General features: G+C 65.8%; 22 protein-coding genes. 14 read left to right on the forward strand and 8 right to left on the reverse strand.

Annotated elements, in window-relative coordinates:
• Positions 1 to 6: 6 nt before the first annotated feature.
• From aroQ to FAZ69_RS02965, 3 genes are all read left to right on the forward strand, one after another.
• Positions 7 to 456 (forward strand): type II 3-dehydroquinate dehydratase, encoded by a 450-nt coding sequence (gene aroQ, locus FAZ69_RS02955; protein ID WP_136892424.1) that lies wholly within the window; start codon positions 7 to 9, stop codon positions 454 to 456.
• 30 nt (positions 457 to 486) lie between these two features.
• Positions 487 to 1,353, forward strand: a complete 867-nt coding sequence (locus FAZ69_RS02960) for a shikimate dehydrogenase (RefSeq protein ID WP_136892425.1) — start codon at positions 487 to 489, stop codon at positions 1,351 to 1,353.
• Between the two features lie 87 nt (positions 1,354 to 1,440).
• A complete protein-coding gene (locus tag FAZ69_RS02965) occupies positions 1,441 to 2,760 on the forward strand; it encodes an MFS transporter (protein ID WP_439654741.1) in 1,320 nt (439 codons plus the stop codon).
• 80 nt (positions 2,761 to 2,840) lie between these two features.
• Here the strand turns inward: FAZ69_RS02965 and FAZ69_RS02970 are convergent, their stop codons facing one another.
• The 3 genes from FAZ69_RS02970 to FAZ69_RS02980 form a co-directional block, all read right to left on the reverse strand.
• Complete coding sequence (locus FAZ69_RS02970; protein WP_136892426.1) at positions 2,841 to 3,518, reverse strand: TetR/AcrR family transcriptional regulator; 678 nt, start codon at positions 3,516 to 3,518, stop codon at positions 2,841 to 2,843.
• A 131-nt stretch (positions 3,519 to 3,649) separates the two neighbouring features.
• Complete coding sequence (locus FAZ69_RS02975) at positions 3,650 to 4,918, reverse strand: NAD(P)/FAD-dependent oxidoreductase (RefSeq protein ID WP_136892427.1); 1,269 nt, start codon at positions 4,916 to 4,918, stop codon at positions 3,650 to 3,652.
• Between the two features lie 19 nt (positions 4,919 to 4,937).
• Positions 4,938 to 5,846: a LysR substrate-binding domain-containing protein gene (locus FAZ69_RS02980; protein ID WP_136892428.1), complete on the reverse strand. Its 909-nt coding sequence runs from the start codon at positions 5,844 to 5,846 to the stop codon at positions 4,938 to 4,940.
• 201 nt (positions 5,847 to 6,047) lie between these two features.
• Here FAZ69_RS02980 and FAZ69_RS02985 point away from each other — a divergent pair, with 201 nt between their 5' ends.
• The 5 genes from FAZ69_RS02985 (at position 6,048) to FAZ69_RS03005 (ending at position 12,592) form a co-directional block, all read left to right on the forward strand.
• Positions 6,048 to 7,067, forward strand: coding sequence for a DUF1338 domain-containing protein (locus FAZ69_RS02985; protein ID WP_136892429.1), 1,020 nt, complete (start codon positions 6,048 to 6,050; stop codon positions 7,065 to 7,067).
• Positions 7,068 to 7,080: 13 nt separating this feature from the next.
• On the forward strand, positions 7,081 to 8,313 hold the full coding sequence (locus FAZ69_RS02990) for an aminotransferase-like domain-containing protein (protein WP_136892430.1): 1,233 nt from the start codon (positions 7,081 to 7,083) through the stop codon (positions 8,311 to 8,313).
• Between the two features lie 255 nt (positions 8,314 to 8,568).
• A complete protein-coding gene (gene amaB, locus FAZ69_RS02995; protein WP_136892431.1) occupies positions 8,569 to 10,080 on the forward strand; it encodes an L-piperidine-6-carboxylate dehydrogenase in 1,512 nt (503 codons plus the stop codon).
• A gap of 173 nt (positions 10,081 to 10,253) precedes the next feature.
• On the forward strand, positions 10,254 to 10,778 hold the full coding sequence (locus FAZ69_RS03000; protein ID WP_136892432.1) for a putative pterin-binding protein: 525 nt from the start codon (positions 10,254 to 10,256) through the stop codon (positions 10,776 to 10,778).
• Positions 10,775 to 12,592, forward strand: coding sequence for an ATP-binding response regulator (locus FAZ69_RS03005; protein WP_136892433.1), 1,818 nt, complete (start codon positions 10,775 to 10,777; stop codon positions 12,590 to 12,592). The genes FAZ69_RS03000 and FAZ69_RS03005 overlap by 4 nt, the downstream gene beginning before the upstream one ends.
• 24 nt (positions 12,593 to 12,616) lie before the next feature.
• Here the strand turns inward: FAZ69_RS03005 and FAZ69_RS03010 are convergent, their stop codons facing one another.
• Positions 12,617 to 13,471 carry a helix-turn-helix domain-containing protein gene (locus tag FAZ69_RS03010; protein ID WP_136892434.1) on the reverse strand — a complete coding sequence of 285 codons (855 nt, stop codon included), beginning with the start codon at positions 13,469 to 13,471 and terminating at the stop codon, positions 12,617 to 12,619.
• Between the two features lie 436 nt (positions 13,472 to 13,907).
• On the opposite strand from FAZ69_RS03010, the gene FAZ69_RS03015 reads away from it, so the two are divergent.
• The 3 genes from FAZ69_RS03015 to lhpI all read left to right on the forward strand — a co-directional run bounded on the left by FAZ69_RS03015 (position 13,908) and on the right by lhpI (position 16,313).
• Positions 13,908 to 14,570 carry a C39 family peptidase gene (locus tag FAZ69_RS03015; RefSeq protein WP_136892435.1) on the forward strand — a complete coding sequence of 221 codons (663 nt, stop codon included), beginning with the start codon at positions 13,908 to 13,910 and terminating at the stop codon, positions 14,568 to 14,570.
• Between the two features lie 121 nt (positions 14,571 to 14,691).
• Positions 14,692 to 15,321 (forward strand): proline racemase family protein, encoded by a 630-nt coding sequence (locus FAZ69_RS03020; RefSeq protein ID WP_136892436.1) that lies wholly within the window; start codon positions 14,692 to 14,694, stop codon positions 15,319 to 15,321.
• Positions 15,322 to 15,392: 71 nt separating this feature from the next.
• The gene (gene lhpI / locus FAZ69_RS03025) at positions 15,393 to 16,313 is read left to right on the forward strand and encodes a bifunctional Delta(1)-pyrroline-2-carboxylate/Delta(1)-piperideine-2-carboxylate reductase (RefSeq protein ID WP_136892437.1); all 921 of its coding nucleotides are present in this window, start codon (positions 15,393 to 15,395) and stop codon (positions 16,311 to 16,313) included.
• 26 nt (positions 16,314 to 16,339) lie between these two features.
• Here the strand turns inward: lhpI and FAZ69_RS03030 are convergent, their stop codons facing one another.
• Both FAZ69_RS03030 and FAZ69_RS03035 read right to left on the reverse strand, forming a co-directional pair.
• Entirely contained in the window at positions 16,340 to 16,993 is a 654-nt protein-coding gene (locus tag FAZ69_RS03030) for an amino acid ABC transporter permease (protein ID WP_136892438.1), read from the reverse strand.
• Positions 16,990 to 17,739 (reverse strand): amino acid ABC transporter permease, encoded by a 750-nt coding sequence (locus FAZ69_RS03035; protein WP_136892439.1) that lies wholly within the window; start codon positions 17,737 to 17,739, stop codon positions 16,990 to 16,992. Before FAZ69_RS03035 ends, FAZ69_RS03030 begins: the two co-directional genes overlap by 4 nt.
• 359 nt (positions 17,740 to 18,098) lie before the next feature.
• Here FAZ69_RS03035 and FAZ69_RS03040 point away from each other — a divergent pair, with 359 nt between their 5' ends.
• Together FAZ69_RS03040 and FAZ69_RS03045 are read left to right on the forward strand one after the other, a co-directional pair.
• Positions 18,099 to 18,974 (forward strand): LysR substrate-binding domain-containing protein, encoded by an 876-nt coding sequence (locus FAZ69_RS03040; RefSeq protein ID WP_136892440.1) that lies wholly within the window; start codon positions 18,099 to 18,101, stop codon positions 18,972 to 18,974.
• A gap of 281 nt (positions 18,975 to 19,255) precedes the next feature.
• Positions 19,256 to 19,960, forward strand: a complete 705-nt coding sequence (locus tag FAZ69_RS03045) for a DUF2968 domain-containing protein (RefSeq protein ID WP_136892441.1) — start codon at positions 19,256 to 19,258, stop codon at positions 19,958 to 19,960.
• 74 nt (positions 19,961 to 20,034) lie between these two features.
• Here the strand turns inward: FAZ69_RS03045 and FAZ69_RS03050 are convergent, their stop codons facing one another.
• Complete coding sequence (locus tag FAZ69_RS03050; protein WP_136892442.1) at positions 20,035 to 21,123, reverse strand: calcium:cation antiporter; 1,089 nt, start codon at positions 21,121 to 21,123, stop codon at positions 20,035 to 20,037.
• A gap of 275 nt (positions 21,124 to 21,398) precedes the next feature.
• On the opposite strand from FAZ69_RS03050, the gene FAZ69_RS03055 reads away from it, so the two are divergent.
• Positions 21,399 to 22,079: a DNA-3-methyladenine glycosylase gene (locus tag FAZ69_RS03055; protein ID WP_240702077.1), complete on the forward strand. Its 681-nt coding sequence runs from the start codon at positions 21,399 to 21,401 to the stop codon at positions 22,077 to 22,079.
• Here FAZ69_RS03055 and FAZ69_RS03060 read toward each other — a convergent pair.
• A complete protein-coding gene (locus FAZ69_RS03060) occupies positions 22,051 to 22,506 on the reverse strand; it encodes a hypothetical protein (protein WP_136892444.1) in 456 nt (151 codons plus the stop codon). The genes FAZ69_RS03055 and FAZ69_RS03060 overlap by 29 nt on opposite strands.
• Positions 22,507 to 22,770 lie beyond the last annotated feature (264 nt).

Below are 22,770 nucleotides of genomic sequence, written 5' to 3' on the forward strand. Positions count from 1 at the left end.
CAAGACATGAGCAAGCCTTCGGTGCTGGTCCTGAACGGGCCGAACCTCAATCTGCTGGGCACGCGCCAGCCGCACATCTACGGGGCGGAAACGCTGCAGGACGTCGAAGCGCGCTGCCGCAAGGCGGCCGAGGCGCTGGGCATCGCGATCGAGTTCCGCCAGTCGAACGCCGAGCATCAGTTGATCGACTGGATCCAGGAATCGCGCACGACGGCCGACGGCATCGTCATCAACCCGGCGGCATACACGCATACCTCGGTGGCGATCGCCGACGCGCTCGCCGCGGTGGATAAGCCCGTGATCGAAGTGCATATTTCAAACATCCACCGGCGCGAGGCGTTCCGGCACCACTCGTATGTGTCGAACGTGGCGGAGGCGGTGATCTGCGGTTGCGGCACCGAGGGCTATGAACTGGCGCTGCAGCGGATGGCGACCTTGCTCGCCAAGGCGAGCTGACGCTCTAAAAGGTGGTTGAAGGAGTATTGAATGACATCGAAATCGTTTCTGACCGGCTTGATCGGCTCTGGCATCGGCGGCTCGCTATCGCCTGCGATGCATGAAGAAGAAGGCCGCCGGCTCGGCCTGAACTACGTCTACCGGCGCATCGACCTGGAGGCGCTGCGGCTCGACATGTCGTCGCTGCCGTCGCTCTTGACCGCCGCCGAGCGCATGGGCTTCAACGGCTTGAACATCACGTACCCGTGCAAGCAGGCCGTCATCGAGCTGCTCGACGATTTGTCCGACGATGCGCGCGCGCTCGGCGCGGTGAACACCGTGCTGCTCAAGGACGGCAAGCGCATCGGCCACAACACGGATTGGTCGGGCTTCAAGCGCGCCTTCGAGCGCGGCTTGCCGGGCGTGCCGCTCGAGCGCGTCGTGCAGCTCGGCGCGGGCGGAGCGGGTGCGGCCGTGGCGCATGCCGCGCTGATGATGGGCGCGCGCGAACTGACGCTGTTCGACGTCGAGGCGGCGCGCGCGGCGAAGCTCGCGGCCGAATTGCAGGCGCGCTTTCCGGCCGCTCGAGTGCAGGCGGGCGGCGAGTCGCCCGCCGCGCTTGCGGACGCGATGGCCGCGGCGAACGGCCTGATCCACGCGACCCCGACCGGCATGGCGAAGCTGCCCGGCCTGCCGCTGCCGGCCGAGCTGCTGCACAAGCGCCTGTGGGTCGCCGACGTCGTTTACTTCCCGATCAAGACCGAACTCCTGAAGGCCGCCGAAGCGCTCGGCTGCCGCACGCTGACGGGCGGCGGCATGGCGGTCTACCAGGCGGTCGACGCCTTCGAGATTTTCACGGGCATCGCGCCGGACGCCGAGCGCATGTTCCAGCACTTTCAGACCTTGCTGCCGCGCTGATCCGCCGGCCGCGAACACTACATCAAGGAGACATCCGTGCCACAGCAGATTCCGGCGCAAAGCGCGCCGCAGGGAGAGCACGCGCCTGTGCAAGGCGCGTCCGCCGCAACCACGCGCCGTTCGTCGGCGCGCTACAAGATCCTCGTGTTGCTGGCGATCGGCACGATGATCAACTACCTGGACCGCACGGTGCTCGGCATCGCGGCACCGCAGTTGACCAAGGAGCTCGGCATCAACGCGGCGGTGATGGGCGTGATGTTCTCGGCGTTTTCGTGGACCTACGTCGCGGCGCAGATTCCAGGCGGCCTGTTCCTCGACCGCTTCGGCAGCAAGCTGACCTACTACCTGGCGATGACGTTCTGGTCGCTGTGCACGCTGCTGCAAGGGTTCGTGCACGGCGTCTCGCCGTTGCTCGCGTGTCGGCTGGGGCTCGGCGTGGCGGAGTCGCCGTGCTTTCCGACCAATAGCCGCGTCGTCGCCACCTGGTTTCCGCAGAGCGAGCGCGCGCTCGCGACGGGCACCTACACGGTAGGCGAATACATCGGTCTCGCGTTCTTCAGCCCGTTCCTGTTTGCGCTCATGGGAGCGTACGGCTGGCGCACGCTGTTCTACGTGGTCGGCGCCGCCGGCCTCGTGTTCGGCGTGATCTGGTGGATCTTCTACCGCGAGCCGCGCGAGCATCCGGGCGCGAATGCCGCCGAGCTCGAATACATCGAGGCGGGCGGCGGGCTCACGCACCGCAAGGCCGGTGCTGACGCAGCCGCCCAGAAGCCCGCGGCCAAGCTGAGCTGGGGCACGATCGGGCAACTGCTCAAGCGCCGTCAGCTGCTTGGCATCTGCCTCGGCCAGTTCGCCGGCAACTCGACGCTCGTGTTCTTCCTGACGTGGTTCCCGACCTATCTCGCGACCGAGCGCCATATGGCCTGGCTCAAGATCGGCTTCTTCGCGATCATGCCGTTCATCGCGGCGTCGGTGGGCGTGCTGTTCGGCGGCTCGATCTCCGATTGGATGCTGCGGCGCGGCATCTCGGCCAACATCGCTCGCAAGCTGCCGATCATCGCGGGCCTCTTGCTGGCGTCGACGATCGTGCTCGCGAACTACGTGCAAAGCAACATGGTGGTGATCGCGATCATGTCGCTGGCGTTCTTCGCGCAGGGCATGGCCGCGCTCGGCTGGACGCTCGTCTCAGATATCGCGCCGGACGGCCTGCTCGGCGTGACGGGCGGCATCTTCAACTTCGCGGCGAATCTGGCGGGGATCATCACGCCGCTCGTGGTGGGCATGATCGTGGCGGCGACCGGCTCGTTCGTCGGCGCGCTCGTGTTCATCGGCGCGATCGCGCTGATCGGGGCGCTCGCCTATATCTTCGTGGTCGGGGATATCAAGCGGATCGTGCTCGACAACTGATCCGCCGCTTCATGAGCGATGGGCCGCTTGGCGTGTCCAAGCGGCCCATCGCCGTTTTGCAAGCCGGCTCGACGGATGCGCTATTCCTTCCTGACGAACCGCAGCACGGCATCGACGATCATCTCGCGATGCCGCGCCCGCAGCCGCGGATGCGACGGGTCGCGCCCGAATGCGGTGCCGAACGTGTAGCGGTTCGAGACGCGGTGAAAGCAGAGGGCGCTGATCATCAGGTGCAGGTCGATCGCATCGACGTCGGCGCGGAACACGCCCGCAGAGACGCCGCGTTCGAGCAGGTCCTCGATCGTCTTGATCACGCTGGCGTTGCGGTTCTTGAACGACTTCAGCTGCTCGATGTACTTCGCGCCGTGGATGTTCTCGATCGTGACGAGACGCACGAAGTCGCGATGCTTGTCGTGATAGTCGAACGTGAATTCGACGAGCTTCTTCATCCCTTCCTGCGGTTCCAGCTCGTCGATGTGCAGATCCTGCTCGAGCGTGCGGATGTCGCCGTAGACCTTGTCGAGCACGGCCTCGTAGAGCCCCTCCTTGCTCTCGAAGTAGTAATACAGCATCCGCTTCGTAGTGTTGGTGCGCTCGGCGATCTGGTCGACGCGCGCGCCGGCGAGACCCATCGCGGAGAATTCCTGCGTCGCGACATCGAGGATGTTGCGCTTGGTCTGCTCTGGATCGTATTTGCGCCGGGCTTCGGTGGGTGCCTCGTTGAGGTCGGACGGTGCGGCCTTAAGTGCCTTCTTCATTGTGTCAATTGCTCGGCGATAACGCGGCGATTCTAGCACGCGCAAAGTGCGCGTCCGGCGGCGCTATAGCCGGTTTTAGAGGCGATGGCCGCATGTCTTGCCCCGCTGCGCACGGGAGTGCCGCAAGCGGCTCAGCCGCGCCGTTCGGCGAGCGCGTCGCGCGCCTGCATCGCCGTGTAGGTCAACTGCGCGGCGGCGAGCCCGAGGCGGCCGAACGCGGGCGTGAGGCCGAATGCCGCGAAGCCGCCGGGAATGGGCCGGCCTTCGCCGATTGCCGCGGCGAGCAGTTCTCCGGCCACGGTGGTGGGCGCCATCCCGTGCCCGCCGAAGCCGACCGCATGCCAGACGCCATCCACGCTTCGGCCGATCTGAGGCATCTTGTGCCGCGCGTAGCTCATCAGGCCGCCCCATGCGTATTCGATCTTCACGTCGCGCAGTTGCGGATAGACGCGCAGCAAGTCGCGCTTGAGCAGGCGCGCGATCGCCTCGGGCTCGCGCTCGAGCACGGAGATGCGGCCGCCCCAGAGGATGCGCGTATCGGCGAGCGGGCGATAGTAGTCGAAGGCGAAGCGCGTGTCGTAGACGGCCGAGGTGCAGTCGATCGCGTCCGCGAGGCGCGCGCCGAGCGGCTCGGTCGCCATCACGTAGGTGGCGATCGGCAGCACGGCGCGCTCGACGCGCCGGTAGACGTTGCGCGCATAGCCGCCGCCGGCCATGACGACATGCCGGGCGTCGACGCAGCCGCGCGCAGTGCGCACCGAAAAGCCGCTGCCGCGCCGCGTAAGGCTTAGCGCAGGGCTTCGCTCGAAGATCTCGACGCCGGCGCGCGAGGCCGCAACCGCAACGCCCAGCACGTACTTGAGCGGATGAAAGTGAAAGCCATGACGCTCGAGCAGGCCGCCGTGATAGCGCGCCGTTTTCAGTTGCGCGCGCAACGTTTCCTTGGGAATCGGTTCCCAATCGACGCCGAACGACGCTTTCATCAGCTTGCGCTGCGTCTCGAGCCGCGCCGGATCGCCGAACCAGTCGGCGAGAATCACGCCGGCGTAGCGGGCGTCGCAGCCGATGCCATAGCGTTCGATCCGCGCGCGGATCAGGTCGACGGCGTCGGTGGTCAGGCGATACATCGCGCGGGCGCGTTCCGGGCCGAGAGCGCGCAGGAGATCGGCGCAATCGAGGCTGTAGCCGCCGAACACGAAGCCGCCGTTGCGCCCCGAGGCGCCGAAGCCGACCTGCTGGTCCTCGAGCACGACGATGCCGCGCACGCCGCGCTCGGCGAGTCCGAGCGCGATGGATAGTCCCGCGAGCCCGCCGCCGACGATGCAGACCTCCGCCTCGCGCGAGGTTTCCAGCATCGGCCGCGCGGGCCGTGACACCGTCGCTTCGTAGAAGCTTTCCATGGTTAGTAGTCTGTATCCATCACGCGTCAATCGGGTCTCGCGGCACGAGCGAGCTCAGCCACTTCGACAGCGCCACGAACGGCTCATCGCCGGCGGTTTCATCCGGCGCCGCCAGATAGTAGCCGGCGTCGCTCGTCATCGGCAGCTCGAGTGCGACGGCGAGGCGTTGCGACGCCAGTTCGTCCGCCGCCAGGATCTCCGGCATCAGCGCGACGCCCATGCCCGCCTGCGCCGCGCTCGATAGCATCGTGAACAGCTCGTAGCGCGGCCCGCTCACTGCGCGCACGTCGTTGCCGAGGCCGTGCAGGCGGAACCAGTCGCGCCACGCGTCCGGGCGCGTCGACAAATGCAGCAACGGCATTTGCGCGACGTCCTCCGGTGCGAGCGGCGCCTGGCCTCGCAGCAGCGCGGGGCTGCAGAGCGGCAGCACATTCCCTTCGCGAAAGAGGAGCTTGCCTTGCGTGCCGGGCCAGACCGAGTGGCCGAAGTAGACAGCTGCGTCGTACGGCGAATCGCTGAACAGGAACGGCTCCGTGCGGATGGACAGATTGACGGTGATATCAGGCCGCAGCGCCCGAAATTGCGGCAGGCGCGGAATCAGCCATTGGCTCGCGAAGGTCGGTACGACGGCGAGCTCGAGAATCCGCCCGACCCCGCGTTGCGCCATCAGCTCGAGCGTATCGCGCTCGATGCGCTCCAGGCTCTTGCGCACCTGCGCCGCGTAGTGCCGCCCGTGCGGGGTCAGCACGACGCGCTTCTTGATCCGCAGGAACAAGGCGACGCCGAGCCGGTTTTCGAGCGCGGCCACTTGGCGGCACACCGCGCTTTGCGTGAGCGCGAGCTCGTCGGCCGCGCGGGTGAAGCTTTCGTGGCGCGCGGCGGCCTCGAAGATCTGCAGCGCGGCGAGGTTCGGAATGCCTTTTCTCATCGTTTGGCGCGATGCCGCCAGAGGCGGGCTTGGTGCATTTTGAGAATGAAGTGGTGAGTTTAAATCAATTGCCAATGCATGCGCGCCCCTCGAAAATCGCACTCGAACAAACCGGCGCAAGCTAGCTCCCGGCAGCCGCGAAACGGCGTTAGCCCGCGCCACGGCTGGACCGCCACGACCCACGAGTACAAGGACGCCTCGATGAATCCCAATCTCGCCGCATTGCTCGACGCCGCCTGCGGCCAGGAGGCCGCGCAACAGCTGGTGCAATTGATGAACATACCGGCGTGCATGTCGCGCTCGGAGGAGGGCACGGTCACGCGTGCCGAGCTCGCGCAGGCGCTCAACATGGCGCTGTTTTCCGGCTTGCTCGAGCGGGTGCCGACGGGCCGCGCCTACACGGCCGACGTGATCCGCGCGGGCGGCCGCGTCGAGTTCGATCACGGCGCGCTGCGTACCGTTCGCTGGCCTCATTGCGGCGCGCTGCCGCCCGGCGAAGCGGCGTTTACACGCATCCTCAAGCCGCTCGGCTACCGGCTCAACGGCACCTATCCGCTCGAGCGGATCAGGATGACGGGCCGTTCTTACACGCATCTCGATGCGCCGGAGCACATCGCGCAGTTCTTCGTGAGCGAGCTGCACCCCGAGCGGTTCAGCGCCGGCTTCCAGCGGGCGGCGACGAATGTGCTCGGCGCGTCGGCCGATCCGCTGACGCCGCAGGCCGTCGCGTGGCTCGCGGAGTTGGAGCGCGACGCGTCGCTGCCGCTCGCCGCCGCCTGTGCGCTGCTGCCGGTGCTCGTGCGCTGCTTCGAGCGTCGGCACGGCGCGCCAAGGCTTGCCGACTACGAGACGCTGCTCGCCGAATCGGCCGAGATGGCCTGGATCGCGACCGAGGGCAACGCGTTCAACCACGTGACCGACCGCGTCGCCGACGTGTTCGCCGTGGCCGACGCCCAGCGCGCGCTGGGGCGGCCGATCAAGGATTCGGTCGAAGTGTCGAAGTCGGGCCGCGTGAAGCAGACGGCCTATCGCGCCGATCCGGTCGTGCGCACGTTCATCGATGAGGCGGGCAACCCCGTGGAGCGCACCGTCCCGGGCTCGTTCTACGAGTTCATCACGCGCGACGCCTGCCTCGACCCCGCGACGGACCGCACCGTGCTGGACCTCGGTTTCGACGCAGGCAACGCGACCGGCATCTTCAAGATGACGGCAGCGGCCTGAGCGGAGCGCAGCGATGACTTCCGCCGCCACGCTCGACGCCGACGACGCGTATCCCTTCGCCGAACCGTTCCGCTCGCCGCAGGGCTCGCCGATCCGCGAACTCTTCAAATACCTCGGCCGCCCGGGGATGATTTCGTTTGCGGGCGGCTATCCCTCGAAGGATCTGTTCGACCGCCAGGGCTTCGGACGCGCGCTCGAAGCCGCCTATCAAGCCGATCCGGCCGCCTGCCTGCAATACGGCGACACGGCCGGCGTGCCCGCGCTGCGCCGCTCGCTGGCGCGGTTGATGGCGGGGCGCGGCGTGCGCTGCGAGACGGACGACGTGATCGTCACCACCGGCTCCCAGCAAGGCTTCGACCTGCTGCTGCGCACGCTGATCGCACCGGGCGACACCGCGCTGATCGAACAACCCGCCTATTCCGCGGCGATCCAGGCGCTGCGTCTGGCGGGCGCGAACATCCTGACGGTGCGCACCGATGCGCACGGCATCGACGTCGACGCGCTGCGCGCCCAGCTCGACGCGTTGCCGGCCGCCACGCGCCCGAAGCTCCTCTACACCGTCCCGACCTTCGCGAATCCGACCGGCGCGACCATGCCGCAGGCTCGCCGCGAGGCGCTTGCGCGCCTGGCCGCCGAGCGCCGCTTCGTGCTCGTCGAGGACGATCCGTACGGCGAACTGCGCTTTTCCGGCACGCCCGTGCCGCCGATTCTCGCGCTCGCCGCGACGATCCCCGAGGCCCGGGACTGGATCGTCTATCTGGGCAGCTTGTCAAAGATCGTCGCGCCCGGCGTGCGCATCGGCTGGGCGCTCGCGCCGGCCGCGATCGCGCGCCGGATGATCGTCGCGAAGCAGACGAGCGACCTCTGCACGGCGCCGCTCGCGCAGGAAGCCGTGCGGCACTACCTCGACAGCGGCCGGCTTGCCGAGCACCTGGGGACGATCGTCGACGCCTACCGCAAGCGCTGCGAAGCGCTCCTGAATGCGCTGCGCAACTTCGTGCCCGACGAGATCGAGTTCGCCGCGCCCGAAGGCGGGATGTTCGTCTGGGCGCGCCTCGCCGGCGGCCGCGACGCCTCGGAAACGGTCAAGCGGGCGATCGAGCAAAACGTGATGTACGTTCCAGGCGCCGCGTTCTTTGTGCGCGACGCGGACGCGAGCAGCCTGCGACTGTCGTTCGCGGCGCCGACGGAAGCCGAGGTGTTCGAAGGCGTGCTGCGGCTCGCGAAGGCCTTGCAAAGCCGCTAACGCAGCGATCGGACACAAGCTTAGCGCGGCACGAGCCCGCCCGGCATCGGCCATTCGGCCGACCCCTCGGCGGCTTGCGCGGATGGCGCGAACGCGTTTCAATCGACGCATGGTTTCACTCGCATCTCGATCCGCGAGGATCGAATCGACCGATAGCGGCGGCTGATCCCGCCGCGCATACCGCGCATCGCGGCCGGCCTCGCGCTCCACTCGCGCGCGACGCCGCCCGTTGCGCTTCCACTCGAAGAGGAAGTGATGGCAGTCAACGACATTCTTGCAGCGCTCGATATCGATCTCGCCCAATGGCAGGGCAACGCCTTGACGGCCCGCTCGCCGCGCGACGGCGCGACGCTCGCCACGCTTGCCGCCGATACCGCGCAGGACGCAGAGCGCAAGATCGACGCCGCGCACGCCGCTTTTGCGAAATGGCGCGTCGTCCCCGCGCCGCTGCGCGGCGAATTTGTCCGCGTGTTCGGCAACGTGCTGCGCGAGCACAAGGAGGCGCTCGGCAAGCTCGTCACGCTCGAAGCGGGAAAGATCCAGTCTGAAGGCCTCGGTGAAGTCCAGGAGATGATCGACATCTGTGATTTCGCGGTGGGCCTGTCGCGTCAGTTGTATGGTTTGACGATCGCTTCGGAGCGTCCGGGGCACCGCATGATGGAGACTTGGCATCCGCTCGGCGTGTGCGGCGTGATTTCGGCGTTCAACTTCCCGGTGGCGGTGTGGGCGTGGAATGCGGCGCTGGCGTTCGTCTGCGGCGATCCGGTCGTCTGGAAGCCGTCGGAGAAGACGCCGCTCACGGCGATCGCCTGCCATGCGCTCTTCAGCAAGGCCGTGCGTGAGTTCGAGAAGACCCACCCCGGCGTCGTGCCGGATGGGCTGCTGCAGCTCCTGATCGGCGCGCGCGACGTCGGCGCCGTGCTGACTGCGTCGCCGAAGGTCCCGCTCGTCAGCGCGACGGGCAGCGTGCGCATGGGTATCGAAGTCGCACACGTGCTGTCGAAGCGCCTCGCGCGCAGCATCCTCGAGCTCGGCGGCAACAACGGCATGATCGTCGCGCCGAGCGCGGATCTCGATCTCGTCGTGCGCGCCGTGACGTTCGCGGCCGTCGGCACCGCGGGGCAGCGCTGCACGACGCTGCGCCGGCTCATCGTTCATCGCAGCGTGGCCGACCAGCTGCTGCCCCGCCTGGAGAAGGCGTTCGCGTCGGTGAAGATCGGCGACCCGCTCGCCGCCGACACGCTCGTCGGACCGCTGATCGACCGCGCTTCGTTCGACGCCATGCAAAGCGCGCTCGTGCAAGCCCGCGCGGAGGGCGGCGAAGTGAGGGGCGGCGAGCGCGTCGATACCGGCCATGACGACGCGTACTACGTGCGTCCCGCGATCGTGCGGATGCCGAAGCAGACCGCGGTGGTCGAGCGCGAGACGTTCGCGCCGATCCTCTACGTGCTCGTCTACGACCATTTCGACGAGGCGCTCGCGGTGCACAATGCCGTGCCGCAAGGCTTGTCGTCGGCGATCTTCACGAACGACATGCGTGAGGCGGAGCAGTTCATGTCCGCGGCGGGCAGCGATTGCGGGATCGTCAACGTGAACATCGGCACGAGCGGCGCGGAAATCGGCGGCGCGTTCGGCGGCGAGAAAGAGACCGGCGGCGGCCGCGAATCGGGTTCCGACGCATGGAAGAGCTACATGCGGCGTGCGACCAACACGATCAACTACAGCCGCGAGCTGCCGCTTGCACAGGGCGTGAAATTCGACGTCTGAGGCTTCCTGCCTGCCGCAGGCCAACCCGGCTGCAGTATCGGCCGGGCTGGCCGCCTTTTCTCTTTCCACGCGTTTTCCGGCGCGGCACATCCTCCATTAGCGGCTACAATGCGCGCCCAAGGAACCGGTTCACATAGTGAGCACGGGCGCAGAATAAAAATGGGGTACAAGATATGCCGACGACAGCAAACCGAGGGAAACCCTGCCGGGCCGTAGCAGGCGCGTTCTGCGTGGCTTTTGCCGCAGCATTTGCCGCGCCGGGCGTGCAGGCCGCACCACTCGCGCTCGACGTGACCGGCCAGATCACGAAGACGACCAATGCCGAGCACACCGTCTACCACTTCGGCGAAGAGCAATTGCTGAACCTGCCGGCCCATTCGATTTCGACCGGCACGCCCTGGACGAAGAAATCGGTATTCACGGGGCCGAGCCTCGCAGATATCCTGAAGACGGTCGGCGCGCGCGGCCAATCGGTCGAGGTGCATTCGTTCGACGATTACACCTACACGGTCCCGGCCTCGGACGCGGATCGCTACGGCGTCATCCTGGCCTACAGCATGAACGGCAAGCGCCTGCAGGTGAGCGATTTCGGTCCGCTGTTCCTGATCTATCCGCGCGACCAATACCCGGACGAGCTGTCGACGGCCGGGGCTACCGCCAAATTCGTCTGGCAGATCAAGTCCCTCGTCATCAAATGAAAAAGGCCTCATTGCGGTGCTTCGCGTTCGTGCTGATATGGTTGACCGCGCTGGCGCCGCCCATCGGAGCAGTCGGCTACCTGTTCTACGACAACCTGCTGGCGCCGCGCGCCGGGGTCGAGGTCGCGGGCCCGTATGACGGTTTCTATTGGGATGCCGCGCAATTCCAGATCGCTTACGCGCGCCTCGAAAACCAGGTGCTGCTTTACCAGACCGGCGCGGACCGCGATGGCTCGACGCTGACGCTGCGCTACCAGATCCTTCAATCGAAGATCCGGGTGATGCTCGGGTCGACCCGCATGCTGGAGACGCAGCCGTCGCTCGAACATTGGCAGCATGACGAGCTGGTTGCGCTCGACAAGACGGTCAAGGCGCTGAGCCCCGACATCGAAGCCTTGCCCGGCGATCGTTCGCGCGCCGATCAGATCGTCGCGGCGCTGAACGACCATTGGGACGAGGTCAACGATCTCGCGCAAAGCCGGCGGCTTCTCGACGTCGCCGAGCGCGACGCGATCGCGAGGGATTTCCTCGCCAAGCGGCGCTACCTGTTCGCGGGCGGCGTCGTGCTGCTGCTGCTGTCGGCAGCAGCGACGGCGCTCCTGATCTTCAACGGCCTGCGCCGCAGCAAGCTTATCGTGCAGCAGCACGCCGCGATCGCCGCCGAGCACGAAGCGGCGCGCGTAGCGCGCGAAACGAGCCTCGCGAAGGACACCTTCCTCGGCATGATCAGCCACGAGTTGCGCACGCCGCTGCATGCGATCGTGTCGTCGGTCGAGCTGCTCGGCTTTCATCAGCAATCCGAGGCCGACCGCAAGGTGATTCGCCGTCTCGAGGCCGCCGCGCGCCATCTCGAAGTGCAGATGCGCGATTTGACCGACTACGCGCGCCTTGGCGCCGGCAAGCTCGTGCTGCATGACGAGCGCTTCGATCCGCGCGCCTTGATCGAATCGATCGTCGACGAAAATCTTCAGGCAGCAAGCGCGAAGCACCTGACGCTGACGAGCGGCGCCGACGGAGGCACGGGCCTGGTCGAGTCAGATCCGCATCGCATCCGGCAGATCGTCGGCAATCTCGTGACCAACGCAATCCGCTACACCGACACCGGCTCGGTGCGCGTTGTGCTCAGCGTACAGTCCGGCGCGCTCGCGATTTCCGTTAGCGACACCGGCCCCGGCGTCGATGAGGCGCAGATTCCGCTCTTGTTCAAGGAGTTCACCCAGCTGGACGGCTCGCGCACGCGGCGCTTCGGCGGCGCGGGGATGGGGCTCGCGATCGTCCAGGGGCTCGTCAATCTGTTCGGCGGCACGATCCGCGTGGCGAGCCGCATGGGCGAGGGCACGACGTTCTCGGTGACCATTCCCGTGCGCCTCGTCGAACCTCCGGCGCCCGACGGCGCCGCGCGTGCGGGCGCGCAGGGCGGTAGCCGGCCGCGCGTGCTCGTCATCGACGACAACCCGCCGGTGCGGGAATCGCTCGGCGAGTTGCTGGCCCACATGGAATGTGAGGCGGTGGCGGCGGGCAGCGCCGACGAAGCGCTGCGCTGGCTCGACACCGAGCGGTGCGACCTCGTGCTGGTCGACCTGCACATGCCGGAGAAGGATGGTTATTCGTTCCTCGCCGAATTTCGCGAGCGCGGCGGGACGAACACGGGCGTGCCTGTCATTGCGGTGAGCGCCTACGCGCCGGATTCTGCCGGGCAAGGCGCGAGCGGACCGTTCTTCGACATGCTTTCGAAGCCCGTCCACTACGATCAGTTGCGCGACGCGGTGGAGCGGGCGCGCGTCGTGCGGCGCGAAGCCCGCCAGGGGGCGTAAGGCGGGCCGGGGGAAGCGCGCGCTCTACGCGCGATTCAGGCGCTTGGTCAGATCCGCGACGAGAATCGCCAGCCGCGCAGGCTTCTCGTAACAGGCGACGTCGAAGCGGCGGATCACCTCACTGATCTCCGATTCGCTCGCCTTGCCGGTCAGCAGTTCGCCTGTCAGCACGAAGATCGGCGCATCGGGGTTTTCCGACGCGCGCACGTTCCGGATCGCCTCGGCGGACGTCTGGCCCCCGAACAGCCAATCGATCACGACGGCGTCGAACACTTGCGTCTGCAGGGCGTCGTTGAACGCCTGCAGCCCGTACAGCGCCGTCGCCGAGAAGCCGCTTTGCTCGAGGTAGTCGCGCAGGTTGTCGGCGGAGGCCTGGTCGTCGTCGACGACGGCCACCGACGGCTTGTCGGTTTCGCCGCGCCGCGGATAGACCTCGATCTTGTGAACTTCGAATGCGTTCTGATAGAGCGCGCCGTCATGGCGCACCACACGCCATTGGCCTTGCTTCGAATATGCGATGAATTCGGGGCGCGAGCCGGCCTCGATCGGCGCGCCGATCCAGGCGGTGCACGCCATTTCGACCGCGCCGACGCAAAAGACCGCCTCCTGCGCGTTGGCGCCCACCATGCCGGGGTCGAGCGTCTGCGCGCCGAACAGTTGCGCTGCGGGCTCGCCGAACGCTTCGGCCACTTTCTTGATCTGCGAAAGCGTCCATGGACTGTTGCCGCGGAGCTTGCGGTGGCCCTGCGAAAAACTGAGGTCGAGGATGCGGCACAGTTCGGTCGTTTGCTGCCGCTTGCCGATGCCGTGTCGGCTCATCAGCTCGCGAACGCGTTCTGCGACTGCGAGGGAGTCGGTTGAAGTTGCTTCGTTGGTCATGCTGCTTGAAAGCGTCTCGATTTCAATTGTAGTAAGAGGACACCAAGCTGAATATCAACGCAATTCGCGCTTTGATTGGCCGCTTGCTTCGTAAGCTGGCCGGTCATGCTGGGGAAATAGGCGAACGGACTGAAAGAAAAGCGTCTCTACGTTGCTTACAGCGCAGCCTCGTGAAACCGGTTTCGCGGCGGCGCATCATGCTGAGAAGCGCAGTATATCTTAGCGAGAAAAAAGCGAAGATCCTCTGTCAAATTTGTTTCAACGCGTTACGCTTCGCACATTATGCAAGAGTGTGCGGGATTTCCATGGCAAATGTCGTACATTCTCGTGACGAATGCAGATTTCAGCGGCATCGGCGCGATGTAATGTTCTGGAAAGAATCGAAGGAAATCGCGGCTTTCGCGGTTGTTTATTTATATGAGGAAAATGTAAACCGATGACGGCCGGCTCGATTCGTCACATCAATGTGCCCTATTACTCGCAGTGGGGGAGTCCGGATTGGGTGAAACCGATCGTCGAGGAGGCGGCCGATCCTTGCGACGATCCGCATTGGCGGCAAAGCGGCTTTGCCGATCCCGAGCGCTATCGGTTCTGGGCACAGCGTCTTTGCGGATTGACGTGCCTCGAATCGATACTGGATTTCTGGCGGATCAGGCGAGGCTCGCGAGCCTCGCTGCTCGACGCGGCCTTGGCGCGCGGCGCGTACAAGATGCGCGCGGACGGCGGCGTGGACGGGCTGATCTACCAGCCGTTCGCCGACTGGGTCGGCGAGGTTTTCGGCCTCAAGGTGGAGGTGCTGCCGCAAATCGGCATCGCGCAACTGGCTGCGCACATCGACGGCGACACGTTTGCGATCGCATCGGTCAGCCCGCTGATTCGCTATCCGGACGAGCCGAACGAGACGCGTGGCGGGCACCTCATCCTGTTGCATGGCGCCGATCGTCACGGCGCATGGTTCCACAACCCCTCGGGCATCGCGCCGCATCAAGCCGATGCCTATCTGCGCTTCGATGCGTTCGAGCGCTTCTTTGCGGGGCGCGGCATGACGATCTCGCGCGCGAACGGCCAGGGTCTGTTCGGGGCTGCGCCTCAATTTTGAAAACGTTGCCGGGCGGCGCAATGTCGTCTAAGTTTCGAGCCACCATCGATCGCGCAAGCAACGGGAGGAACAAGATGGAGCGGCGGGGTGACGATTCGTCGACGGCGACAGGCGGTGCGGCATGAAGCTGAACCGCATGATCGAAACCGTGGAGATGCACACCAACGGCCGGCCGTTCAGGCTCGTGACACGCGGCTTGCCGAAGCTCGCGGGCGCGACGCTCGCCGAGCGGCGCGCGTGGCTCGAGCACTCGGCGGATCATTGGCGGCGTGCGCTGTTGCTGGCGCCGCGCGGCTACGCAGGCCTTGCCGGTGGCTTCCTGACCGAGCCGGTAAGCGCTGGCGCGAACCTGGGGATGGTCTTCGTCGATTCGGATGGCTACTTCGAGTGCGACGACGACGGCGTGATCGCGCTGGCGACGGTCGCCGTGGCGCTCGGCTGGGTCGAGCGCGTTGCGCCGGAAACGCGCGTGGTGATCGACTTGCCTGGCCGCATCGCCGAAGCGCTCGTGCGATGGGACGGCGATCATGCCGGCGCGGTGCGCCTTGCGGACGCGCAGGTATCGGCCGAGGCCCGCGAGGCATACGCCCGCGCGGTGGTGGGCGCCGCCCCGGGCGCGCAGCGCAGGCACGGCGTCGAGCCGGCCTGTACGACTGAGGCCCAGCAGCGCACAGGACACGCGCGCATCTGCGGCTTTGCAAGCTGGATCATCGACGAGGGCGATCCGTTCGCGTACGGTTGCATCGTGTGATCGCCCGATCGACCACCGTCAGCGGTGCCGACCAAGACCGGCGCGCAGACAGCCCTGGAGCTCCCTGGACCATGACCGCGATGCAGATCTTCGACGCACAGGCCACGGTGCGCCTGACGCCTTTTCCGCAGCTCATCGACGCTCTGCGATCGGCGTGCGTCGAGTATGCGCGAGGCGCGATCGCGAGCCCGGCGCGTCTTGTCGTGCCGCTCAACGACGGCGGCGTGATGCTGTCGATGCCGGCCACGGCCGGCGATCTTGCGATCCACAAGCTGGTGACGGTGTGTCCTCGCAATGGCGAACGCGGACTGCCGACCATTCACGGCCAAGTGACGGCTTGCGATGCCGATACCGGCGAGGCGCTCTTCGCGCTCGACGGCCCGACGGTGACCGGCCGCCGCACGGCGGCGGTTTCGATGCTGGCGATTCGAACGTTGATGGGCACCGCCCCGCGTGACGTGCTTCTGATCGGAGCCGGGACGCAAGGCGCCCATCATGCACGGGCCTTGGGGGAAGTGTTTCCGCAAGCGAAGATCCGGGTGCGCGGCAGTTCGTATGCCCGTGCGCAGGCGTTTTGCGCGGCGTACGGTTCGGCCGCGCCCAATCTGGAGCCGATCGATGGGGTCGAGATTCCGGATTCCGTCGATGTCGTCGTGACGGTCACGACGAGCAAGGTCGCCGTCTATGACGAAGCGCCGCGGCGCGAGCGGCTCGTGGTCGGCGTCGGCGCGTTCACGCCGGATGCGGTCGAGATTGGCGCGAGGACGGTGCTGGGCAGCACGCTGTTGGTCGACGATCTGGCCGGCGCCCGCCATGAAGCCGGCGACTTCATCCAAGCAGGCGTCGACTGGGCTCGCGTGGCCACGCTGGCGTCGGTGCTTGGCGACGACGCATCGGCCGCGCCGCGAACGGTCCCCGTGGTGTTCAAGAGCGTCGGCTGCGCGGCGTGGGATCTGGCGGCTTGCCGCGTCGCACGGGGATTGGCCAGCTGACCGCTGTCGCCGCGCCTATTTCTCCCTCAGCGCCCGCGAACCCGAAACTTTCGCTCAAGCACGCGCGCATACCACGTCAGTGGAAAACACATTGCGAAGTACAGCAGCGCGACCATGCCGTAGATCGGAAACGGCCGGAACGCCGCGTTGGTAATCATCGTGCCGGTCTTGGTCAGCTCGGTGAAGCCGATGATCGACGTCAGTGCCGTGCTCTTCACGACCTGCACCAGAAAGCCGACCGTCGGCGGCACGGCAATCTTCCACGCTTGCGGCCAGACGACATAACGCAGCTGTTGCGTCCAGGTCATGCCGAGGCTGGCCGCCGCGCCCCATTGCCCGCGCGGCACCGCTTCGACGCAGCCGCGCCAGATGTCGACGAGATACGCGCTCGTATAGAGCGTCAGCGTGACGGTCGCGGCGGTCAAGGGTGAAACCTCTATGCCCACGAGCGGCAGCCCGAAGAACGCCAGGAAGAGTTGCATCAGGAGCGGCGTTCCCTGGAACAGCTCGACATAAAGCGCGATCGCGCGCCGCAGCCAGCCGGCGGGCGCCACGCGCAGCGCGAGCAGGGCAAGCCCGACGCCGCCGCCGCAGACAAACGCGATCAGCGAGAGCAGCACCGTCCAGCGGCAGGCGAGCAGCAGGTTGCGGGCAATGTCCCATAGCGTGAATTCGATCATGACGATTGCTCCGTCGACAGCGCCCGGCGCGCACGCAGAAACGGCCACGCACCGCGCGAGCGCGCCGGGGGCTGGCCGCGCGGCGCACGCCCTGCGAACAGCCGCGCGCCGAGCAGGCCGAGCACCCGTCGCAACACGATCGACAGCACCAGATAGGCGACGGTGATCACGACATAGCTCTCGAACGCGCGGAAGTTGCGCGATTGCACGAAGTTGGCGGCATAGGTCAGGTCGGGGACCGAGATCTGCGACACGACGGCCGAGCCGAGCATCACGATCAGCACCTGGCTTAGCAGCGCCGGAAAGACGTTCGCGAGCGCCTGTGGCAGCACGATGTGCCGATACACCTGTTGCCGGTGCAGGCCGAGCGCCATGGCGGCCTGGATCTGGCCGCGCGGGATCGAGTCGATGCCGGCGCGCACGATCTCGATCGCATAGGCGCCGAGGTTGACCGTCATCGCGAGCACGGCGGCTTCGATTTCGTTGATCTGCACGCCGAGGCTCGGCAAGCCGAAGAACACGAAAAAGAGCTGGACGAGAAACGGCGTGTTGCGGATGGCCTCGACGTACGCCGAGATGAGCGCACGCGCCCAGCGTGGCCCGGAGGTGGCGACGCCGGCCCCCGCCACGCCGACGATGCCGCCGAGCACCGTGGAGACGGCGGTCAGCCCGAGCGTCACGACGCCGCCGCGAGCGAGCATCCCGGTGTATACGCCGAAGTCGCTGAAATCGAACGTATAGCTCATCGCGGCCTCTTGGCGGGCGCGCGTGCCGCCGGCCGGGTGGCGGCTTGGAATGCGGACATGGTGTGGTTTCTGAAAAAGCAAATGGCGACTGTAGGGGCGCCAAAATCTTGGAACAACTGAAATTAAATTGCGCACGCATCGGCCAGATGTGCGTGATCGGCAAAAACACCGTGTTTCAGCAAACAGCCAGCGGGGCTCGGGGCTGCCGATTTCCCATGACGATTTTTCATGGAAACGCGTACGCCGGGATATCACACGGAGTTTTGTATACCTTATTCTCCGTACTGCATGCCGTTTCCCCTATCCGGTCGACGCGCAGAAGCCATGAGTTTTTCCAATGCCGAAGCCTATCCGTCGCCATGCGTAAACTTCCGCCGCTCAACGCGCTTCAGATCTTCGAAACCGTTGCCCGCCATCGCAGCTTCACGCGCGCGGCCGAGCATCTGTGCCTGACACAAGGGGCGGTGAGCCGGCAGATCCTCGCGCTCGAGGACTATTACCAGTTCCCGCTGTTCACGCGCCACGCGAAAGGGCTCACTCTGACGGCCGAGGGCGAATTGCTGTTGCCCGCAGTGAAGGAGAGTTTCGCGCGCATCGAGGAGATCTCGCTGCGCCTCACCCGCCAGCGCACCGATCTCGCGCTGAAGGTGCCGACCTGCGTGATGCGCTGGATGCTGCCGAAGATCATGCGGTTCCAGGCCGAGCACCCCGATCTTCAATTGCAGATCACGACCACTTCGCAGCACGACGTCGACTTCCAGGTGGAGCCCTTCGACGTGGCGATCATCTACGGCTCGTCGCCGGGCGTCGACGTTCACGCGATCCCGCTCTTCGACGAGCGCCTTACGCCGGTCTGTGCGCCGGAGCTGCTGAACGACAAGCCGCTCGCCGATGCGGCCGACTTGGCGCAGCACACGCTGCTGCACCCGACCCGCGATCATCGCGACTGGAAGCTGTGGCTCGATCACGTTGGCGCGAGCAACGTGAACCCGAACCTGGGCCCAAGCTTCGAAACGCTCGACATGGCGACGAACGCGGCGATGCAGGGCTTCGGCGTGGCGATCAGCGACTGGACGCTGGTAGGCGAAGACGTTGCGGCCAAGCGGCTCGCGATGCCGTTCGAGGCGGTTGTCGAGACGGGCTTGCGTTACTACTTCGTGTATCCCGACTGTGTCGCACACCAGCAAAAGGTCATGCGCTTCAGCGAATGGATCGCGCAACACCGGGACGATTGAGCGGGTCTGCGGCGCTTATTGGATTTCCGCGCTCGGGATTTAAAAAACAATGGCGAAATGCCGCAAAGCATCCTTGTCGATGAATGACAGGCTTTTCCGCTCAAGACAGAGCGGCCTACCGTTGCCGGATGCAAACGCCTGCTACGTGGCCAGAAGCGCAACGCGGCTGCGGTCGCGTATCATGCCTCCCGGCATGGTCCCAAACGGACCAATACGAGATGAAAATCGGCAACTCCGAGAGATAATTCGGCCGACGAGGAAACCGCATGGAGCACAGGGGTATGAAGCAGTCTTTGAAGATTCGAAGCGCGGAGCTGGTCGCGATCGCCTGTGGGCTGATGCTTGCGGGGACGGCGTGGGCGCAGGGGGGCCAGGGAGAATCCGCGCCTGTCGCGGGCGATCGGCCGGCGCTCGGCACGTTCGACGGCAAGGCGGGTCCGGCGGCGCAGCAAGTTGCGCCCGAGGGCGACAACAATGCCCAAGGCAACGTTGCCCAGTTGATGAAGCTGATCCGCAACGGTGAACTGAACGAACTGCGCACCACCTATAACGGGACCTACGGCGCGAGCCTGTTTTTCCATGCGCAGGAAATGACGTATTACGTCGCGCTGTTCCAGGACAAGCATTTTTGGCGCGTGATTCAGTCGCAGGATCGCGGGCGGGCGGAAGCGATCTACGCGTCGTTCGCGCAGAAGACGGCACAACTGTCGGAAATCGAAATTCGCCGCACCGAATTGCAAGCGCAAAACGTCTTCCTCGATCGCATCATCGCGTTGCAGAACGATCAGGCCAAGCGCTTGCAGGCCGATCTCGCCATCGCGCGTGCCCAACAAGCGCAGGTTTCGGAGCAGCAGCGCCAGGCGCGCGGCGAAGCTGCCGAGCTGCAGGCCGAGAAGAGCGAGGCGCAGGCGAGACTGCGTGACTTGCAGCGGCAGGTTCAGCAATTGCAAAGGCAGAACGACGCCGATTTGCCGGTTAACCGTTGATCACATGAGGCGCGCCGAGCGGCGCGCCTTCATGCAAGACGCTGCCGCCTCGATCTGGCGGCATCGAAGTTCCGTCAGTGCGTAATCGACAAGAACAGGTACGCGGCGAACAGCGAGAGATGCACGGCCCCTTGAAGAATGGTCGTGCGGCCTGTGGCCAGCGTGAGCGTGCCGACCAGCAGGGTGAGCGCGAGCAGCACCGTCTCCATCCCGCCGATGCCGAGCGTGAGCGGTTGCCCGGTCGAAATGAACACTACCGCGACGGTCGGAATCGTCAGGCCGATACTCGCCAGTGCGGAACCGAGCGCCAGATTCAGGCTGGTCTGCAGACGGTTCGCACGCGCCGCGCTCACCGACGCGACGCCTTCCGGCAGCAGCACGAGCGCGGCGATCACGATGCCGACCACGGCCTCGGGCGCACCCACCGCCCGCACGGCGCGTTCGACCGCCGGCGATAGCAGCTTCGCGAGCAGCACCACGGCAACGAGGCCGACGAGCAGGAACACGAGGCTGACGATCGCGGTGCGCGGGCTCGGCGGCGCGGCGTGCACCGACTCGTCGCCGGCTTGCGTATCGGCCAGGAAGTAATCGCGATGGCGAATCGTCTGGATGAAGACGAAGACGCAATAGAGAACCAGCGACGACACGCCTGCGAACGCAAGCTGCGAAGTCGACAACACCGGCCCGGGCGCTGCGCTGAGGTAATTGGGCATCACGAGCGTCAAGACCGACAATGCCGCGAGCACCGACAGCGCCGCATTCGCGCCGCGCACCCGGAAATTCTGTTCGCCGTGGCGCCACCCGCCCACCAGCAGGCAGATCCCCACGATCCCGTTGCAGACGATCATGACGGCGGCGTAGACCGTGTCGCGCGCCAGCGCGGACTTCTCGGGGCCGGCCGAGAGCATCACCGAGACAATCAGCGCGACTTCGATGATGGTCACCGCCACGGCGAGCACCAGCGTGCCGAGTGGTTCTCCGACCCGGTGCGCGACCACTTCCGCGTGGTGGACGGCGGAAAACACCGCGCCCGCGAGCGACAGCGCGACCAGCGCGACGAACCATGTCCCGTCGCCGGAGATGGGTGACGCGGCCAGTACGATCCAGGCCACAACGGGCACCCAGAGGGTCCAGCGAGGGAGGTCGTTCGGTGATCGGGGCATCGGAGATTTCCTTTCCTTTTATTGACGACAGGGCGGCAGGCTGGACGCGTCGCCAGGCGACGAACCGCATGGAGGTATGAAAAGCGTCAATTTTTACATGAAGTAATATGCCAAACGTTTTCCTTTCAGGAGAAAAGTTTTGCTGACTCTTCATGGAGGAGGCGAACGCAAGCGCAGCCAGTCGATTCGGACGCCATCGCCGCGCAACAGTTCACACCCTCTGTCGAAACGGCCCTCAGCGGTTGGCGTTTACGCCATCGCGCTGGAGCAATGAGTTGATCGCGAACCTGCAATCGTTTTCAATCACGCCGCTCTCACGCGACGAACTGCCCGTCGATACAGTCGAGCTCGCGCGCTGGATGGTCGGTAAATGCCTGGTGCACGATACGCGGCAAGGGCGCGTTAGCGGGCGCATCGTCGAGACCGAGGCCTATCCGGTTGGCGATTCCACGAGCTACGCGTATCGGGGTCTCAGGTCCTACAACGGCGCGCTGTTTCGCGTGCGGGGCCATGCGTACGTGCGTCTGGTCTACGGGGCGTCATACACGATCAATATGTCGAGCGAGGAGGAGGGCGTCGGCGCCGCGGTGCTCTTTCGCGCCATCGAGCCACTCGACGGGATCGATCTGATGCGGGCGCGTCGCCCGGGCGCGAAGCTCGTCGATCTCGCTCGCGGGCCGGGCCGCCTGTGCGCCGCCATGGCGATCGGCCCCGAATGGGACTGCGCCGACCTATGCGGCGGGAATGCGCTGTGGATCGGACGGCTCAATCCCGAGCGGCTTGAACCGGATATTGCCCGCGTGGCGTCGACCAAGCGCATCGGTCTCACGCGTGAGATGCATGAACCACTGCGCTTTTATGTGCCCGGCAGCCGTTTCGTGAGCGGGCCGAAACGGCTGCTCGAGCCGATTGGGCGCAATGAGGGGCTCAATGTGTCGCCGGGCGGCCAGTCTTGACGGTTTCGATCGACGCGACCACCGCCAGCAATTTCTTTTCGGGCAGCGCGGCAAGGGCCGCCAGCCCGGCGCGCAGTAATTCGCTCTTTTTCACGACGACACCGTTCTTCAGGCACGTGGCCTTGAGCTCGGCGATCTTCTCGAAATCGTGCTTGGGCATCGTGAAGCTGTCGCGAATCACTTTTTCGCGCTTCTCGGTCTTTTTCTTTTTTGCGCCGGCCGCCTGGGCGCCGTTGCCTGCCGGGACGGTGGCCGCTTGCGCCTCGGCCGCCTTGATGGGCTTTTCCTCGGCTTTCACAGCCGGCTTGGCGGCGGCCTTGGTCTTTGCTTTCGACTTGCCGGCAGGGGACGTGCCGGTTGCGGACGTGCCGGTTGCGGACGATGCGCGTTGTTCGGCGGCGCCTGTGGTGGCCTTCTTGGTCAGCATGGTCGGGCTCCTTCGCAAGTTGAAATAATCTAAACGGTATATCACGTTTTTAAGATGTCTCCAAGGCTTGCGCGGGGAGGGGTTCGAGGTGGCATCGAAGATTTTGAGGCACCGGCCTGAACCGACCGAGCTTCGGCGCTTATCGGGATGCAATGTGACGAGCATGTGAAACTATGCATTTCGAGTGGAGCGCGTAACTGTCTAGCAAGATAGGTACAAAGTACGGCGAGGCTTGAGATGATGCGGAACGTAAGATGTCAACGA

This window comes from Trinickia terrae (assembly GCF_005144415.1).
GTDB lineage: Bacteria > Pseudomonadota > Gammaproteobacteria > Burkholderiales > Burkholderiaceae > Trinickia_A > Trinickia_A terrae.

Bases quoted from the DNA above. Each gene is read 5' to 3' on its own strand.
- FAZ69_RS03045 (WP_136892441.1), top strand. From the start codon at position 19,256: ATGAAGCAGTCTTTGAAGATTCGAAGCGCGGAGCTGGTCGCGATCGCC.
- FAZ69_RS02970 (WP_136892426.1), bottom strand. From the start codon at position 3,518: ATGAAGAAGGCACTTAAGGCCGCACCGTCCGACCTCAACGAGGCACCC.
- lhpI (WP_136892437.1), top strand. From the start codon at position 15,393: ATGACCGCGATGCAGATCTTCGACGCACAGGCCACGGTGCGCCTGACG.
- FAZ69_RS03040 (WP_136892440.1), top strand. From the start codon at position 18,099: ATGCGTAAACTTCCGCCGCTCAACGCGCTTCAGATCTTCGAAACCGTT.
- FAZ69_RS03050 (WP_136892442.1), bottom strand. From the start codon at position 21,123: ATGCCCCGATCACCGAACGACCTCCCTCGCTGGACCCTCTGGGTGCCC.
- aroQ (WP_136892424.1), top strand. From the start codon at position 7: ATGAGCAAGCCTTCGGTGCTGGTCCTGAACGGGCCGAACCTCAATCTG.
- amaB (WP_136892431.1), top strand. From the start codon at position 8,569: ATGGCAGTCAACGACATTCTTGCAGCGCTCGATATCGATCTCGCCCAA.
- FAZ69_RS03035 (WP_136892439.1), bottom strand. From the start codon at position 17,739: ATGAGCTATACGTTCGATTTCAGCGACTTCGGCGTATACACCGGGATG.
- FAZ69_RS02960 (WP_136892425.1), top strand. From the start codon at position 487: ATGACATCGAAATCGTTTCTGACCGGCTTGATCGGCTCTGGCATCGGC.
- FAZ69_RS02985 (WP_136892429.1), top strand. From the start codon at position 6,048: ATGAATCCCAATCTCGCCGCATTGCTCGACGCCGCCTGCGGCCAGGAG.
- FAZ69_RS03010 (WP_136892434.1), bottom strand. From the start codon at position 13,471: ATGACCAACGAAGCAACTTCAACCGACTCCCTCGCAGTCGCAGAACGC.
- FAZ69_RS03000 (WP_136892432.1), top strand. From the start codon at position 10,254: ATGCCGACGACAGCAAACCGAGGGAAACCCTGCCGGGCCGTAGCAGGC.
- FAZ69_RS03020 (WP_136892436.1), top strand. From the start codon at position 14,692: ATGAAGCTGAACCGCATGATCGAAACCGTGGAGATGCACACCAACGGC.
- FAZ69_RS02975 (WP_136892427.1), bottom strand. From the start codon at position 4,918: ATGGAAAGCTTCTACGAAGCGACGGTGTCACGGCCCGCGCGGCCGATG.
- FAZ69_RS03015 (WP_136892435.1), top strand. From the start codon at position 13,908: ATGACGGCCGGCTCGATTCGTCACATCAATGTGCCCTATTACTCGCAG.
- FAZ69_RS03030 (WP_136892438.1), bottom strand. From the start codon at position 16,993: ATGATCGAATTCACGCTATGGGACATTGCCCGCAACCTGCTGCTCGCC.
- FAZ69_RS02990 (WP_136892430.1), top strand. From the start codon at position 7,081: ATGACTTCCGCCGCCACGCTCGACGCCGACGACGCGTATCCCTTCGCC.
- FAZ69_RS03005 (WP_136892433.1), top strand. From the start codon at position 10,775: ATGAAAAAGGCCTCATTGCGGTGCTTCGCGTTCGTGCTGATATGGTTG.
- FAZ69_RS02980 (WP_136892428.1), bottom strand. From the start codon at position 5,846: ATGAGAAAAGGCATTCCGAACCTCGCCGCGCTGCAGATCTTCGAGGCC.
- FAZ69_RS03060 (WP_136892444.1), bottom strand. From the start codon at position 22,506: ATGCTGACCAAGAAGGCCACCACAGGCGCCGCCGAACAACGCGCATCG.